17 protein-coding genes are annotated in these 12952 nt (G+C 70.4%); 7 read left to right on the top strand and 10 right to left on the bottom strand.

From position 1 onward, the window contains the following. Position 1: 1 nt before the first annotated feature. Positions 2–1495 (bottom strand): GMC oxidoreductase, encoded by a 1494-nt coding sequence (locus tag AC3A3J_RS07120; RefSeq protein WP_487671608.1) that lies wholly within the window; start codon positions 1493–1495, stop codon positions 2–4. Positions 1496–1546: 51 nt separating this feature from the next. Beyond that, positions 1547–2650, bottom strand: coding sequence for a Gfo/Idh/MocA family protein (locus AC3A3J_RS07115; protein WP_487671607.1), 1104 nt, complete (start codon positions 2648–2650; stop codon positions 1547–1549). 116 nt (positions 2651–2766) lie between these two features. Between AC3A3J_RS07115 and AC3A3J_RS07110 the strand changes: the two genes are divergently transcribed. Genes AC3A3J_RS07110 through AC3A3J_RS07100 form a run of 3 tightly spaced genes read left to right on the top strand, consistent with a single transcriptional unit; the run spans position 2767 to position 5631 of the window. After that, positions 2767–3966: an ROK family transcriptional regulator gene (locus AC3A3J_RS07110; RefSeq protein ID WP_487671606.1), complete on the top strand. Its 1200-nt coding sequence runs from the start codon at positions 2767–2769 to the stop codon at positions 3964–3966. A 52-nt stretch (positions 3967–4018) separates the two neighbouring features. Continuing rightward, positions 4019–4648, top strand: coding sequence for a DUF4166 domain-containing protein (locus AC3A3J_RS07105; RefSeq protein ID WP_487671605.1), 630 nt, complete (start codon positions 4019–4021; stop codon positions 4646–4648). Continuing rightward, positions 4645–5631 (top strand): epimerase, encoded by a 987-nt coding sequence (locus AC3A3J_RS07100; protein WP_487671604.1) that lies wholly within the window; start codon positions 4645–4647, stop codon positions 5629–5631. The genes AC3A3J_RS07105 and AC3A3J_RS07100 overlap by 4 nt, the downstream gene beginning before the upstream one ends. Positions 5632–5665: 34 nt before the next feature. Here the strand turns inward: AC3A3J_RS07100 and AC3A3J_RS07095 are convergent, their stop codons facing one another. The 4 genes from AC3A3J_RS07095 to AC3A3J_RS07080 form a co-directional block, all read right to left on the bottom strand. Next, complete coding sequence (locus AC3A3J_RS07095; RefSeq protein ID WP_487671603.1) at positions 5666–6658, bottom strand: epimerase; 993 nt, start codon at positions 6656–6658, stop codon at positions 5666–5668. Between the two features lies 1 nt (position 6659). Beyond that, complete coding sequence (locus tag AC3A3J_RS07090; RefSeq protein ID WP_487671602.1) at positions 6660–7058, bottom strand: PLD nuclease N-terminal domain-containing protein; 399 nt, start codon at positions 7056–7058, stop codon at positions 6660–6662. Between the two features lie 42 nt (positions 7059–7100). Beyond that, a complete protein-coding gene (locus AC3A3J_RS07085) occupies positions 7101–8030 on the bottom strand; it encodes an aldo/keto reductase (RefSeq protein WP_487671601.1) in 930 nt (309 codons plus the stop codon). A gap of 70 nt (positions 8031–8100) precedes the next feature. Next, positions 8101–8349, bottom strand: coding sequence for a helix-turn-helix domain-containing protein (locus tag AC3A3J_RS07080; RefSeq protein ID WP_487671600.1), 249 nt, complete (start codon positions 8347–8349; stop codon positions 8101–8103). Between the two features lie 93 nt (positions 8350–8442). Here AC3A3J_RS07080 and AC3A3J_RS07075 point away from each other — a divergent pair, with 93 nt between their 5' ends. The 3 genes from AC3A3J_RS07075 to AC3A3J_RS07065 are packed head-to-tail and all read left to right on the top strand — an operon-like array spanning position 8443 to position 9834. Continuing rightward, positions 8443–8820: a helix-turn-helix domain-containing protein gene (locus AC3A3J_RS07075; protein WP_487671599.1), complete on the top strand. Its 378-nt coding sequence runs from the start codon at positions 8443–8445 to the stop codon at positions 8818–8820. A 7-nt stretch (positions 8821–8827) separates the two neighbouring features. Continuing rightward, positions 8828–9208 (top strand): ImmA/IrrE family metallo-endopeptidase, encoded by a 381-nt coding sequence (locus AC3A3J_RS07070; RefSeq protein WP_487671598.1) that lies wholly within the window; start codon positions 8828–8830, stop codon positions 9206–9208. Between the two features lie 8 nt (positions 9209–9216). Then, positions 9217–9834 carry a GNAT family N-acetyltransferase gene (locus tag AC3A3J_RS07065; RefSeq protein ID WP_487671597.1) on the top strand — a complete coding sequence of 206 codons (618 nt, stop codon included), beginning with the start codon at positions 9217–9219 and terminating at the stop codon, positions 9832–9834. Positions 9835–9903: 69 nt separating this feature from the next. Here AC3A3J_RS07065 and AC3A3J_RS07060 read toward each other — a convergent pair whose 3' ends face one another. After that, positions 9904–10107, bottom strand: a complete 204-nt coding sequence (locus AC3A3J_RS07060) for a hypothetical protein (RefSeq protein ID WP_487671596.1) — start codon at positions 10105–10107, stop codon at positions 9904–9906. Between the two features lie 117 nt (positions 10108–10224). Here AC3A3J_RS07060 and AC3A3J_RS07055 point away from each other — a divergent pair, with 117 nt between their 5' ends. After that, on the top strand, positions 10225–10836 hold the full coding sequence (locus AC3A3J_RS07055) for a flavodoxin family protein (protein ID WP_487671595.1): 612 nt from the start codon (positions 10225–10227) through the stop codon (positions 10834–10836). Between the two features lie 50 nt (positions 10837–10886). On the opposite strand, the gene AC3A3J_RS07050 is transcribed toward AC3A3J_RS07055, so the two are convergent. From AC3A3J_RS07050 to rbsD, 3 genes are all read right to left on the bottom strand, one after another. Further along, positions 10887–11597, bottom strand: a complete 711-nt coding sequence (locus AC3A3J_RS07050; RefSeq protein ID WP_487671594.1) for a GntR family transcriptional regulator — start codon at positions 11595–11597, stop codon at positions 10887–10889. A 121-nt stretch (positions 11598–11718) separates the two neighbouring features. Further along, positions 11719–12429 (bottom strand): deoxyribose-phosphate aldolase, encoded by a 711-nt coding sequence (gene deoC / locus AC3A3J_RS07045; RefSeq protein ID WP_487671593.1) that lies wholly within the window; start codon positions 12427–12429, stop codon positions 11719–11721. A gap of 41 nt (positions 12430–12470) precedes the next feature. Continuing rightward, a complete protein-coding gene (gene rbsD, locus AC3A3J_RS07040) occupies positions 12471–12926 on the bottom strand; it encodes a D-ribose pyranase (RefSeq protein ID WP_487671592.1) in 456 nt (151 codons plus the stop codon). Between the last annotated feature and the right edge of the window lie 26 nt (positions 12927–12952).

Below are 12952 nucleotides of genomic sequence, written 5' to 3'. Positions count from 1 at the left end.
GTCAGAGGGAAGCGGCGACCGCGCGCGCGATGCGCACCGAGAGGGTGGCTCCGGTGAGCGTCGCGTTGCAGGTCAGCGCGGTCGGGATGACGCCGTTGCCGGCGAGGAAGAGGTTGTCGAAGCCCCACACGCGGCCGTCGGTGTCGACCACGCTCGTGCCGTCGTCGGCGGTCCCCATGCGCACGGTGCCGGTGTAATGGAGGGATGCTCCGGGGGGCTGTACGGCGCGGTCGTCGGTCGGGAAGTCGCCGATGGCGTTCGCGGCGGCCCGCTGCACTTCCTGGGTGCGGCGGATCTCTTCGAGATCGGCGTCGGAGTACGAGAAGTGCACGGTCATGTGCGGCATGCCCAGCGCGTCCTGCAGCTCGTCGGAGAACTCGATGCGGTTCTCGGCGCGGATCTCGGTGGCGCAGTACCAGCCGACGCTGAGCTTGTGGCGTCCCTCGTACACGCGCTCCATGAGCTGACCGTGCGCGGGCCGGGAGGCGCCGATCGACGGGCTCCAGAACGAGCCGATGAACGGCTCGCCCTTCGGCGGCTCGATGATGTCGGCATCCGTGAGCCCGAAGCGCGACGCATCGATGTCGACCTCGCCGTCGATCGTGGCGTGCTCGTTGAGGTACGCGCCGAGCGCGGCGGGACGGATGCCCGAGGCCCACAGCAGCTGCGGCGTGCGCAGCGCGTCTCCGGCGATCAGCACCTGCGCACCCCGCACCGTCGTCTCCTCTCCGGTGACGAGGTCGCGCAGAGCGAGCCCAGTCACGCGGCCGTCGGCGTGCTCGATCCGATGCACGAGAACCCCGCTGCGCAGCTCGACCGCGGGGTCGCTGCCGTCGAAGACGAACGGCGCGATGTCACGGGGGCCGGTGCGCGCGAACGGCTCGCCGACGCGCGGCGCTCCGCCCATGGGCATGAAGCCGGCTTCGCGGTCGGGGTCAGGGCTGGGCACGGCCTCGCGGAGAGCTGCGAACAGCGGCTGCTCGAAGGGGTTGTGCACGCCCGCCACGAGCGGGCCGACGTAGGTGCGCAGCAGCCCGCGCGCCGTCTCGAGGTCGGCGTCCCACTCCTCGGACGGGAGGAAGGCGGGAACCTCTTCGGCGTAGGGCCAGGGCGTCGCGGCGGTCCAGTGCACGCCCATGCCGCCGATGTTCCACGAGATCGACGCACCGGGGAACGCGGCGAAGTTGTGCCCGAAGAACGCGGCGGGGAACACGCCGGATGACTCCGGATCCCAGCCGTCGCCCTCGATCGCGCTCATCGACACGGCATCCTTGACGTACTCGATCTGCCGGGCGCGGCGCATGAGGTCGTCGTACGAGGCGTTCATGGCCGACTCGTCGGCCTCGACGAGATGCTCGCCCGGCACGTCGGTGATGCGGCGACCGGCCTCCACCACGACGATGCGCGCATCGGGCTTCGCCTGGCGCACCTGGTTCGCGATGATCGCGCCGTTGGGTCCGGTGCCCACGATCACGAGGTCGTATGTGTCCGTCATGGAGTGTTTCCTTCTGTCTTCGTCGAATCAGGAAGTCGGGTGCGCCTGGGGTCAGTGCGGCGTGTCGACCCACCGCCGGGCGGCGGATGCCTCGAGCACGGCCTCGGTGAGCTGCGCCGCCCGCACGCCGTCGGCGAACGTGGGCAGTCCGTCCGGCTGCTCGCCGCGCACGGCCGCATACGCGTCGGCGACGAACCCGTTGAACGCATCCTGGTAGCCCTGGGCGTGGCCGGCCGGCACGCGGGAGAAGCGGGCGATCCCCGGATGCGCGGTGAGCGGGTCGCGGAACAGGTGGCGGCTGCCGTCGCGCTGCCCCACCCACAGCTCCTCGGGCCGCTCCTGATCGAAGCGGAGGCTGGCCTGTGCGCCGTGCAGCTCGAGCGTGAGGGCGTTCTTGCGGCCGGCCGACATCTGCGAGACGAGCAGGGTGCCGATCGCGCCGGAGGCCATCTCGACGAGGATCGCGACCGCGTCCTCGTTCGTGACCGCCCGGCCGCCGCGCTCGTCGTACACGCGGCGCGTGCGGGCGGTGAGGCGCACGATGCGCTCTCCCGCCACGAACTCCAGGAGGTCGCACAGGTGGGATCCGATGTCGGCGAAGGCGCGGGAGGGCCCGCCGTCTGCCGAGGTCACCCGCCAGTCGTCGTCGTCGGGAAGCAGCATCCAGTCCTGCAGGTAGCCGCAGTCGACGGTCAGCAGGTCGCCGATCTCTCCGGCGGCCACGCGGGCACGCGCTTCGCGCACCATCGGGTGGTAGCGGTACACGAACGGGACCGCGGCGACGACCCCGCGCTCCGCGGCGGCGCGAGCCAGGGCGCGCGCGTCGTCGGCGGTCGTCGCGAGGGGCTTCTCGCAGATCACATGGATGCCGGCGTCGATCACCGCCATGGCGAGGGCGGCATGCGTGGCGTTCGGGGTGCAGACGTGCACGATGTCGATGTCTCCCGCGAGGAGCTCGTCGATGTCGGCGGCCGCGCGCTCGATCCCGAGATCGTGGGCGGCGGCCTGCGCTCGAGCGGCGGAGGAGCTGGCGAGGAGGGCCGTGGTGGCACCGGCGGCGCGAGCGGCGCGGCTGTGCACGTGGGCCATGAAGCCCCCGCCGAGGAATCCGGATCGGATCGTCCCGACGCCGGTTGTGGTGACGTCCGTTGTCATGTCGATGATTCTGACACGACTCGACAACCTTTTGCTAGTGCTTCGTCATAAGTTTTTCTTTCGACATTCATTAGCCATCGCGAGGGCATCGGAAGTCCTGTGGTTTACTGACGCTCATGAGTGACGCCGATCGCGCCTCCGCGCCCGCCTCGACCGGTACGGGCGACATCTTCCACCTGCTGCTCGATGGCCAGGCCCGCACCAAGGCCGACCTCGTGCACCTCACCGGGCTCGCACGCTCCACCGTCTCGGCCCGCGTCGATGCCCTGCTCTCCGCCGGCCTCCTGGTCGCGGCGGGCGAAGCGGCGTCGACCGGCGGGCGCCCACCGTCGCGCGTGGCCTTCAACCCCCGCGCCGGCCTGGTGCTGGCCGTCGACCTCGGAGCCTCGCACGCCACCGTCGCGATCGCCGACCTCGGCGCACGCATCCTCGCCTCGACGACGCATCCGCTCGACATCGCCAGCGGCCCGAGCACCGTGCTCGACCGCACGCTGGCCGACGCCGAGGCGCTGCTGCGCGATCTCGGCGTCGAATCGAGCGCCCTCGTGGGCGTCGGCATCGGCGTGCCCGGCCCCGTCGAGCACTCGACCGGCCGCCCCTACAACCCGCCGATCATGCCCGGGTGGGACCGCTTCGACATTCCGGCCTACGTGCAGCGCACCTTCGACGTGCCGGTGCTGGTCGACAACGACGTCAACATCCTCGCGCTGGGCGAGCAGGCCACGAGCTTCCCCGACACCACCGACCTGGTGTTCGTGAAGGTGGCCACCGGCATCGGCGCGGGCATCATCGCGGGCGGCCAGCTGCAGCGCGGCGCGCAGGGCTCGGCCGGCGACATGGGGCACGTGCGCGTGCCGCACTCCGCCGAGTCCACGCACGCCGCCGACGAGGAGCGCGACCTGGAAGACCTCGCGAGTGGCAGCGCCATCGCCGCGACCCTGCGCGCGCAGGGCATCGACGCCGAGACGAGCGCGGACGTCACCGAACTCGTGCGCAGCGGCAACACCGCCGCGATCGAGGCGCTGCGCCAGGCCGGCCGCGACGTCGGCGAGGTGCTGGCCACCGTGGTCAACCTGCTCAACCCGTCGATCGTCGTCCTGGGGGGAAGCATCGCCCGCGCCGGCGAGCATCTGCTCGCGGGGGTGCGCGAGGTCGTGTACCGGCGCTCGATCCCGCTCGCCACGCAGCATCTCGCGATCGTGCAGTCCCCCACCGGCGAGCGCGCCGCCGTGCTCGGCGCCGCGATCATGGTCACCCGCGAAGTGCTCTCGCCGGCGAACGTCGAGGCGCGGGTGGCCGCCGCCGTCCGCGGCTGAGGCGCGGACGGCGCCGACCGGCGAGGACGGGCCGGTCCAGTAGGGTGAGCGGGTGACCGCTCCGGATGCCGCCTCGGACTCGCCGTATCAGCGCGCACTCGGCGAACGACTGGCCGAGCTGCATCCGAAGACCGCCTGGTACTTCCGCACGATCCCCGACGGCCGGGTCGGGAGAGGCACGGGCGTGTTCACCCGCGCCGGCTCTCCGCACCGGTGGCTTCGACCCGTCTTCCTCGTCGCCGAGCGTCTGGGCGTGGCCTTCGCGGGGCGCGAGCGCGACGTGCCGTTCCGCATCGAGAACCGCACGCAGAACGGCAAGACCGTGTCGGTGCGGCACTTCGAACTCCCCGGGCGCACCTGGACGATGACCGACACGGTCACGCTCCTCCCCGGTCGCGTTCTCCGCACCGAGATCGGTCCGCGGCGCACCGTGGTGTGCACCTTCGACATCGACGCACGCGACGGCGCGGTCGTGCTGACGGTGCGCCGCGTCGGCCTGCGGTTCGGCGGCCTGCGCGTCGCGGTTCCCCCGGCGCTGGGCATCCGTCTCGGTCTCGTCGAACGCTGGGACACCGAGCGCGAGCGCCACCACGTGAACATGACGATCGACGCTCCGCTCCTCGGGCGCGTCTACGAGTACACCGGCTTCTTCGAATACGCGATCGAGAGCGAGACCCCGTGACCGACCCCGCACCGCTTCCCGCCGGCCCCGTCGTCATCGGCGGTTCCACGGGTTTCATGGGCCAGTACCTGATCCCCCGGTTGCGCGCCGCCGGGCGCGACGTCATCACGATCTCGCGCTCCGGCGCCGACATCGCCTGGGGCGACCAGAGTGCGATCGACCGCGCAGTCGACGGTGCCTCGCTCGTGATCGGGCTCGCCGGCAAGAGCGTCAACTGCCGGTACACGCCCGAGAACCGCGCGGCCATCTTCCGATCCCGGCTCGACACCACCGCGGCGCTGAGCTCGGCGATCGCCCGGGCCACGACCCCGCCGCCGCTGTGGGTGAACTCGTCGACCGCGACGATCTACCGCCATGCCGAGGACCGCCCGATGACCGAATCGGGCGGCGAGCTGGGGACGGGGTTCTCCGTCGAGGTGGCGAAGGCCTGGGAGGGCGCTCTCTTCGCCGACGATCTGCCCGCCACCCGTCGGATCGCGCTGCGCTCCGCGATCGTGCTCGGCCACGGCGGCGTGCTCGGTCCGCTGAAGACCCTCGCGCGTCTCGGTCTCGGCGGCGCCCATCACGACGGCCCGTGGCCGGTCAGCCGGGCGCGCCGCGCGGCCGGCACCGCACATCTACCCGGCGCCCGCCGCGGCGCGCAGCGCTTCAGCTGGGTGCACATCGAGGACGTCGCCCGCATCATCGACTTCCTCGAGGTCACCCCGGCGCTCGACGGAGCCATCAACGCCGCATCTCCTCACCCCGTCGACGACGCGACCTTCATGGCGACCGTGCGCCGGGTGCTCGGCGTCGGGTTCGGGCCGCCGATGCCTCGATGGATGCTCGAACTCGGCGCCATCGGCATCCGCACCGAGACCGAACTGGTGCTGAAGAGCCGGTGGGTGCGGCCGGAGCGACTCACCGCCGCCGGGTTCACGTTCGCCTACCCCGACCTCGAAGACGCGATCCGCGAGTCGTTCGACGCGCCGCGCGCGGCCTAGCCCTCACCCCGATGCGGGCGAAGACGCACGACGCCTACCCCGAGCGCCGTCGCCGGCTCGCCGCCCGCACGTCGCGCAGAGCAGGCTCGAGATCCGGCTGCACCCACGCGTAGCCGGCGTCGTCGAGCACGCCCGGCGCGATCCATCGGCTGTTGAGCACGAGATCGGGCTCGGCGCGGATGACCCACATCGCCGGCTCCAGCATGAAGCGCCACGACGGAAGCCCGATGGGCATGCCGACCACGCGCCGCAGGGCCGCCATCAGGCCGCGGTTGTCGATCACGCCCGGAGCCGAGAGGTTGACCGGACCCGAGATGCCGTCGTCGTCGCGGACCAGCCGCATGGCGCCGACGACGTCGTCGATGTGGATCCAGCTGAACTTCTGGTGTCCGTGCGACCGGCGCCCCAGAGGCTGGCGCGGCTCGGTCGGGTGCGGCCCGATGCCCCGGTACCGCCGGTGGGGGAACCACCAGCCGTCGAACTGCGGCCCACCGGCGCCGAGACGCGCGATGCGGAAGAGCATGTTCGTCGCCGGCCCGTCACCGAGCACGAGGGTGATGCGCAGGGCGACCCGTCGTGTGCCGGGCAGGTCGCCACGGAACAGCTCTGCCTCCCAGGCGCGCGACACGTCCGGCAGGAAGCCACCGTCCTCTTCGGTGTCGGCCTCGGTCTGGGCACGGTCGAGGGCGTAGCGGTAGACGGCGGCACTCGACGCATTCATCCAGACGCGGGGCGGATGCTCCGCCTGCGAGACCGCGTCGTGCAGGGCGCGTGTGGTCGAGAGCCGGGATTCGAGGATCTCGTCGCGGTTCGCGTCGGTGAATCGCGCGTTGATGCTCTTGCCCGCGAGTCCGATGAGTACGTCGGCGCCGTCGACGACCCGGAGGATCGACGCGGGGTCATCCCAGCGGGCATCCGGCCCGGATCGACCGATCACGGCGACGTCGTAGCCGTCGGCCTCCAACGCCTCCTTCAGTGCCGTTCCGAGGAAGCCGGTTCCGCCGCCGAGTACCGCTCGTTTCGCCATCTCAGGCCTCGCCCTTCACGTCGTGGTCGCCGTCGGTCTCGCGCTGGGCACGCCGCTTCTCGATCTCCTCGCGCAGTCGCCACTCCTCGATCTCGCGGTCGAGGTCTGCGATCTGCTGCTCGGTGGTGCGCGTGTCTCGCGGCGGCGCCGGTGGTGCCGCCGGCCCGGCGGAGGGTGCGGTGCGCGGCGCTCTGCGCAGATTCGGCAGTGGGATGCCCGCATCGCCGTAGTCGCGACCGAGTCCGAACCACAGCAGACTTCCGATCAACGGCAGCAGGATCACCACGATGACCCAGGCGAGCTTCGGCAGGTACCGCACCTGCGCGTCGTCGCGCCGGATGATGTCGACGAGCGCGGTGATCATCAGCAGGATCACCAGGAACGAGAACAGGAACGGCATGGATTCAGGGTAGGGCAGCGTCGCCGGTCGATGGCAGGTGGATCAGGGAACCAGGTGCCCGGCGGCGCGGAACAGCTCGTACCACTCGGGGCGGGTGAGTTCGATCTCGGCGCCGGCGGCGGCATCCGTCACCCGCTGCGGTGTGGTCGTGCCGAGCACGACCTGCATCTGCGCCGGGTGCCGTGTGATCCACGCCGTCGCAATCGCGAGCGCCGGCACATCGTAGGACGCCGCCAGTCGATCGATCACGGCGTTCAGCTCGGCGTACTCCGGGTTGCCGAGGAAGACCCCGGTGAAGAGACCGGCCTGGAAGGGCGACCACGCCTGCACGGTGATGCCGTTGATGCGGCAGTACTCGACGATGCCACCCCCGTCTCGAACGATGCTCTGATCCTCGCGCAGCATGTTGGCGGCGACGGGCTGCGCGATGATCGGTGCGTGCGTGATCGACAGCTGCAGCTGGTTGGCGACGAGCGGCTGGCGCACGGCGGTGCGGAGCAGATCGATCTGACGCGGGGTGTGGTTCGAGACGCCGAAGGCGCGCACCTTGCCCGATGCCTCGAGCTCGTCGAACGCCCGCGCGACCTCGTCGGGCTCGACCAGCGCGTCGGGGCGGTGCAGCAGCAGCACGTCGATGCGGTCGGTCCGGAGGGCCCGCAGCGACCCCTCGACCTGGCGCAGGATGTGCTCGTACGAGAAGTCGAACATCTGATGCTCCGGCACGATGCCGCACTTGGTCTGCAGCACGATCTCGTCGCGCTCGGCGGAGGTGAGCGCGAGAGCCTCGGCGAAGCGCTCCTCGCAGCGGTGCATGCGGCCGCCGTAGATGTCGGCGTGGTCGAAGAAGTCGATCCCCGCGGCGCGTGCCGTGGAGTAGAGCTCGCGGATCTGCGCATCGTCTTTGTCGGCGATACGCATCATCCCGGCGACGATGGCGGGGGCGGTGGACTGTCCGAAGGGCACGGTCTTCATGCCGCAACGCTACCGTGCGCCGTGCCCTCGAAGGTGCGGACGCCGGAGAGAATGGGCCGGAGCACCCGGGTCAGCGCTCCGGCCCCGCCACCTCCCCGGTGGAGTCGATGCGCGGCAGGAGGGCCGCCGGCGACACGTCGAGCGCAGCCGCGATGCGCGCGAGATCGGTGACGCTGAGGTCGACATCGCCATGGAGCTTGCGCCGTAGGGTGGAGTACGCGATGCCGGTCGTATCGGAGAGCCAGCGCCGCGAGCGCCGGGCGTCGCGCAAGGCGGACACGATCACACGCGCCACCACCTGTCGAGCATCTGCCGTCACATGAAGACAGTAACCGCCCGCTTGGCGACATACAAGCCCGCACCCTCTGAAATGACGGCATACTGCGTGCAGGCCGGTGCTATCGTGACTCGGGTGAAGACATCAGCCGAGCAGTTCAACGCTGCCGTCGGACGCCAGCTGCGTGCCGAGATCGCCGCCGCCGGAAGCAGCATCGCCGCCATGGCGCGCGAGGCGGGCATCGCCCGCAGCGCGCTCGACAACTACGTCACCGGCAAACGATCCATTCCCGTGCCCGTCGTGTACACCGTCTGCGCGATCGTCAACGTGGCCCCGCACCTCGTCTTCGCACGCGCCGAGGAACGCCTCAGCGCCGACACCTCCGGCCTCTCGGCGGTGGTCTCCCCGCTGCGCTCCCGCTCCGATGTCCGCCCCTCCGTGCAAGCTGTCCCCGAAGCCGCGTTCACCTCGAGCGTCCCGCACGAACGCGACACCGACGACCTCTACCACTAGGAGAACCATGGATGCGCTGCTCCTCCGGCTCGCTGAGGAACAGGGCATCCGTGTGATCGAGGCCCCCGGCGCGTTCCGGGGCGGCTTCGATCCCGAGCGCCGCACCATCCGGCTCTCACCGGGAATGAGCAGGCGCACCACGCGCAGCGTCTTCGCGCACGAACTCGGCCACGCCGCCCTCGGGCATGCACCGGCGTCTCAGCCGCTCATCGACCGGCGGCAGGAGCGCCAGGCGGATGCCTGGGCCGCACAACTGCTGATCTCACCCCAGGACTACGCCGACGCCGAGAGCCGTCGGGGCGCTCACCTCGCAAGCCTCGCCTTCGACCTCGACGTCACGGTCGAGCTCGTCGCGGCGTACCGCCGCCTGCTGCACCTCGATGATTGAATGGCGGGATGCCCTTCCTCGTCGCCCCCACCCCTGTCACCCTGCGCGGACGCCTCGTCACGCTGCGCCCACTCGAGACGAGCGACCACGACGCACTCGTCGAGGCGGTGCGGGAGGGCGACCTACACGAGACCGCGTGGTACACGTCGGTGCCGTCGCCCGACGGCATGGCCGCCGAGATCGACCGCCGCCTGGGGCTGTGCGCCAAGGGCGAGATGGTCCCCTTCGTGGCCGAGGACGCCTCCGGTCGAGTGCTCGGCATGACCTCGTACTACGACCTGTCCGCCGACGTGCCCCGTCTGCACATCGGCTTCACTTGGAATCGTCCCTCGGCGCACGGGACGGGCACCAACGCCGAGTCGAAGCTCCTGCTTCTGCAGCACGCCTTCGAGACGCTCGGCGTGTTCCGGGTGGGCCTGACCACGCAGTGGGTGAATCTGCAGTCGCGCGCGGCCATCGAACGCCTCGGCGCGAAGCAGGACGGGGTGATGCGAGCGGTGGCCCGCTACCGCAACGGTGCGCTGCGCGACAGCGTGGAGTACTCCATCATCGAGCCGGAGTGGCCGGCGGTACGGGCGACTCTCGATGCGCGCCTGGCGCGTCGTGGCGGAGCATCCCGGAGCTGATCTTCCCGAGGGGCCGACCAGGGTGACAGTGGCTGTCCGGGCAGGGGGATGCGTGCGGCCGGAGTGTCGTCAGTCGGTCGACGGACCCGACCAGTTGTCGGTGCGGCGGGTGGCCGTGCCGCGCTCGCGCATCACGAAGGCCAGCGAGAGCATCGTCACGAGCAGGCCGGCGACGAAGATGATCGCCTGGAAGTCTTCGGCGGACTGGGCGAACGCCATGATCCAGATCCCTCCGAGGAAGAGGATCAGAAAGAAGATGAAGCTGAGGATCACGGCGGTCTCCTGTCGTAGCGGCCGTACTCCAGACTACCCGTCACTGCGGACTAGCGCAGACCGCACGGCGACGAAAGGGGCTGTGCGGGCCGGTATGCGCGTGGTGTCATCGGCCCCATGGACACCGCACTCACCGCCCTCGCGATCACCTGCACCTTGAAGCCCTCCCCCGCCGACTCGAGTTCCGACCTGATGGCGACGCAGATCCTCGATGCACTGAAGGAGCACGGCGTCACCGGCGACCTCGTGCGCGCGGTCGACCTCTCCATCGCCCCCGGTGTCGAGACCGACATGGGCGAGGGCGACGAGTGGCCGACGCTCCGCGAGAAGGTGCTGGCCGCCGACATCCTCGTCTTCGTCACGCCCACCTGGATGGGCCAGCACTCCAGCGTCGCGCAGCGCGTGCTCGAGCGTCTCGATGCCGAGCTGTCGGAGACCGACGACCAGGGCCGGCCCATCCTCTTCGACAAGGTCGCCATCGCCGGCATCGTCGGCAACGAGGACGGCGCCCACCACATCGCGGCGATCCTGTTCCAGGCGCTGAACGACGTCGGCTACACGGTCGCCGCGCAGTCGTCGGTCTACTGGAACGGCGAGGCGATGGCCGGCGGCGACTACAAAGACCTCGACGAGACGCCCGAGCCCGTGCAGAAGACGATCGACACGTCGGCGCGCAACGCCGCGCACCTCGCGCGGGCACTGAAGATCAGCGCTTTCCCGGCCGCCTGAGGGCGCCGGAGGGCGGTCATGCGCCGCCTGCCGTGTCGACGCCTGCCGCCTCAGCGACGGGACAACAGCGATGTGACCTGCAGCCGACCGCTGTGGATCCAGACGTCCGAAAACTCGATCGGGCGACCGTCCGTGAGATAGGTCACCTGTTGCATGTACTGCACGGGCTGGCCCACCTCGAGTTGCAAGGCCCCAGCGATCTCCTCCGTCGCCGCTTCTGCGCTGAACGTCCGCCGCGCCGTCCCGATCTTCAGGCCGTAGCGTCCCTCCAGCGTGCCGAACAGGCTCTCCTGGGCGAAGTCGGTCGCCGTGATCCCGGGCGCGAGGTCGAGGCGAACGAAATTGGTGAGCAGCGTCACGGGGTTGCCGTCGGTGGACCGCAGGCGTGACAGCCGGAGGACCTGCCCACCGGCCGGCACGTCGAGCAGGGCGGCGACGGGCCGCGGCGGCTCGATCGCCTCACTCGCACGTACCTCGGTGTCGAACACCACACCCTGCGTGGCGAAGTCCTCGGACAGGGTGCTGAGCCGCTGCGCGATGGCCGGCTCGAACGTCGTCGAAGCGACGAACGTGCCGCGCCCACGCACCTGCCGCAGCAGTCCCTCCTCGATCAGGGTGGTGAGTGCCCGGCGGAGCGTACCGCGGCTGACGCCGAGTTCAGCCGCGAGTTCCGGCTCGCTCTTCAGCCGGTAGTGGGCGGGCCACTCGCCGGTCGCCACCCGCGTGCGGATGCCTTCCGAGATCTGCGCATGGATCGCCACCGGGGCATCGCGGTCGATGGCTGGTGTCGCGTGTGAGTCGGTCATGTTCGTCCGCCCCTATCCTTCCCCATCCCGCGTCGGTCGGCACGCATTCGACGGTGCCGACCGACGCTCCGGGTTCTCAGTAGCTGACGGTATCGTCGTCGCCCGTGTCGGTGATGATCTCGATGCCCGCGCTCGTCCCCATGAGAGACGCACCGGCCTGCAGCAGGGCGATCGCCTGCGGGTAGCTCTTGATGGAGCCGGAAGCCTTCACCTGCACGCCGGGACGCGCACGATCGACGAGGTACTGGATGCTGGCGGGATTCGCGGTCTCGATCGCCCCGCTCGATGCGTTCTTGAGGAAGGCGACGCCTGCCTCCTGAGCCAGCTCGACCGCGGCCTCCTTCTCTGCGTCGGTGAGCAGCGGCAGCTCGAGCATCACCTTCACGGGGATGCCGCTGGCCCGGACGACGCCAGCGATGTCCTCGCGGAACTCGTCGTACATGCCGCTCTTCAACCAGCCGACCTGCACGCCGATGTCGAGCTGGGTGGCGCCGAGACGGGCGATCTGCTCGGCCTCCGCCGCCTTCCCCCGGCTGGTCATGACGCCCACCGTCGGGAAGTCGAGCGCCGAGGCGATGCCGATGCCGGTCCCGGCCAGCTCCGCCGCGACAAGCGGAACCCACGAGGCGGGCACCATTGCGGCATTGAAGCCGTGCTCCACCGTCTCGCGCACGTGCGCCAGCATCTCCTCGCGGGTGGTCCCGACCTCGATCTTGGTGTGCTGGATGTAGGGGGCGAGTTCGGCCGGGGCGAGCTGGGTCAGGGGGGTGGCGGTGGTGTCGGTCACTGTCGTTCTCTTTTCTCTGGAGTGGGGTCGAGCGAAGGTGCTCAGAGTTTGGACGCGTAGTAGTCAGGGGCGATGACGCCGTCGCCGCCGAACCACTTGGGCACGTCGACGCCGCAGACGAGGCCGACGTTGCCCCACGGTTCGAAGGCGCCGGTGCGCACGATGAATTTCGCCTGGGCGGCGAGCGCACCGAGGACCTCGGCATGCGTCATCGTGCGGAATTCGGCGTCGGGGAAACGCGCGGAGAGCCACTCGTCGAGTCGAGGGTTGTGGGTGACGACGTCGTCGGCTCGCACGACACCCTCGACGACGATCTCCTCGGCGATGAGATCGAGGACGGTCCGCAGGTCGGGAAGGTTCTCCGCGAGGGCCAGGTCGATGCGGTGGGCGTCAGCCGGGATGGGGAACCCCGCGTCGACGACGAGGATCAGGTCGGTGTGTCCGAGCGTGGCGAGAGCGCCGCTGAGGGGGGCGTTGAGGATGCCGTGTCGCTTCATGTCTTCTCCTTGCGATGTGTGGGGGG

Source organism: Microbacterium sp. Soil_N32 (assembly GCF_057655505.1).
This window is presented reverse-complemented; position numbering and strand designations above follow the sequence as displayed.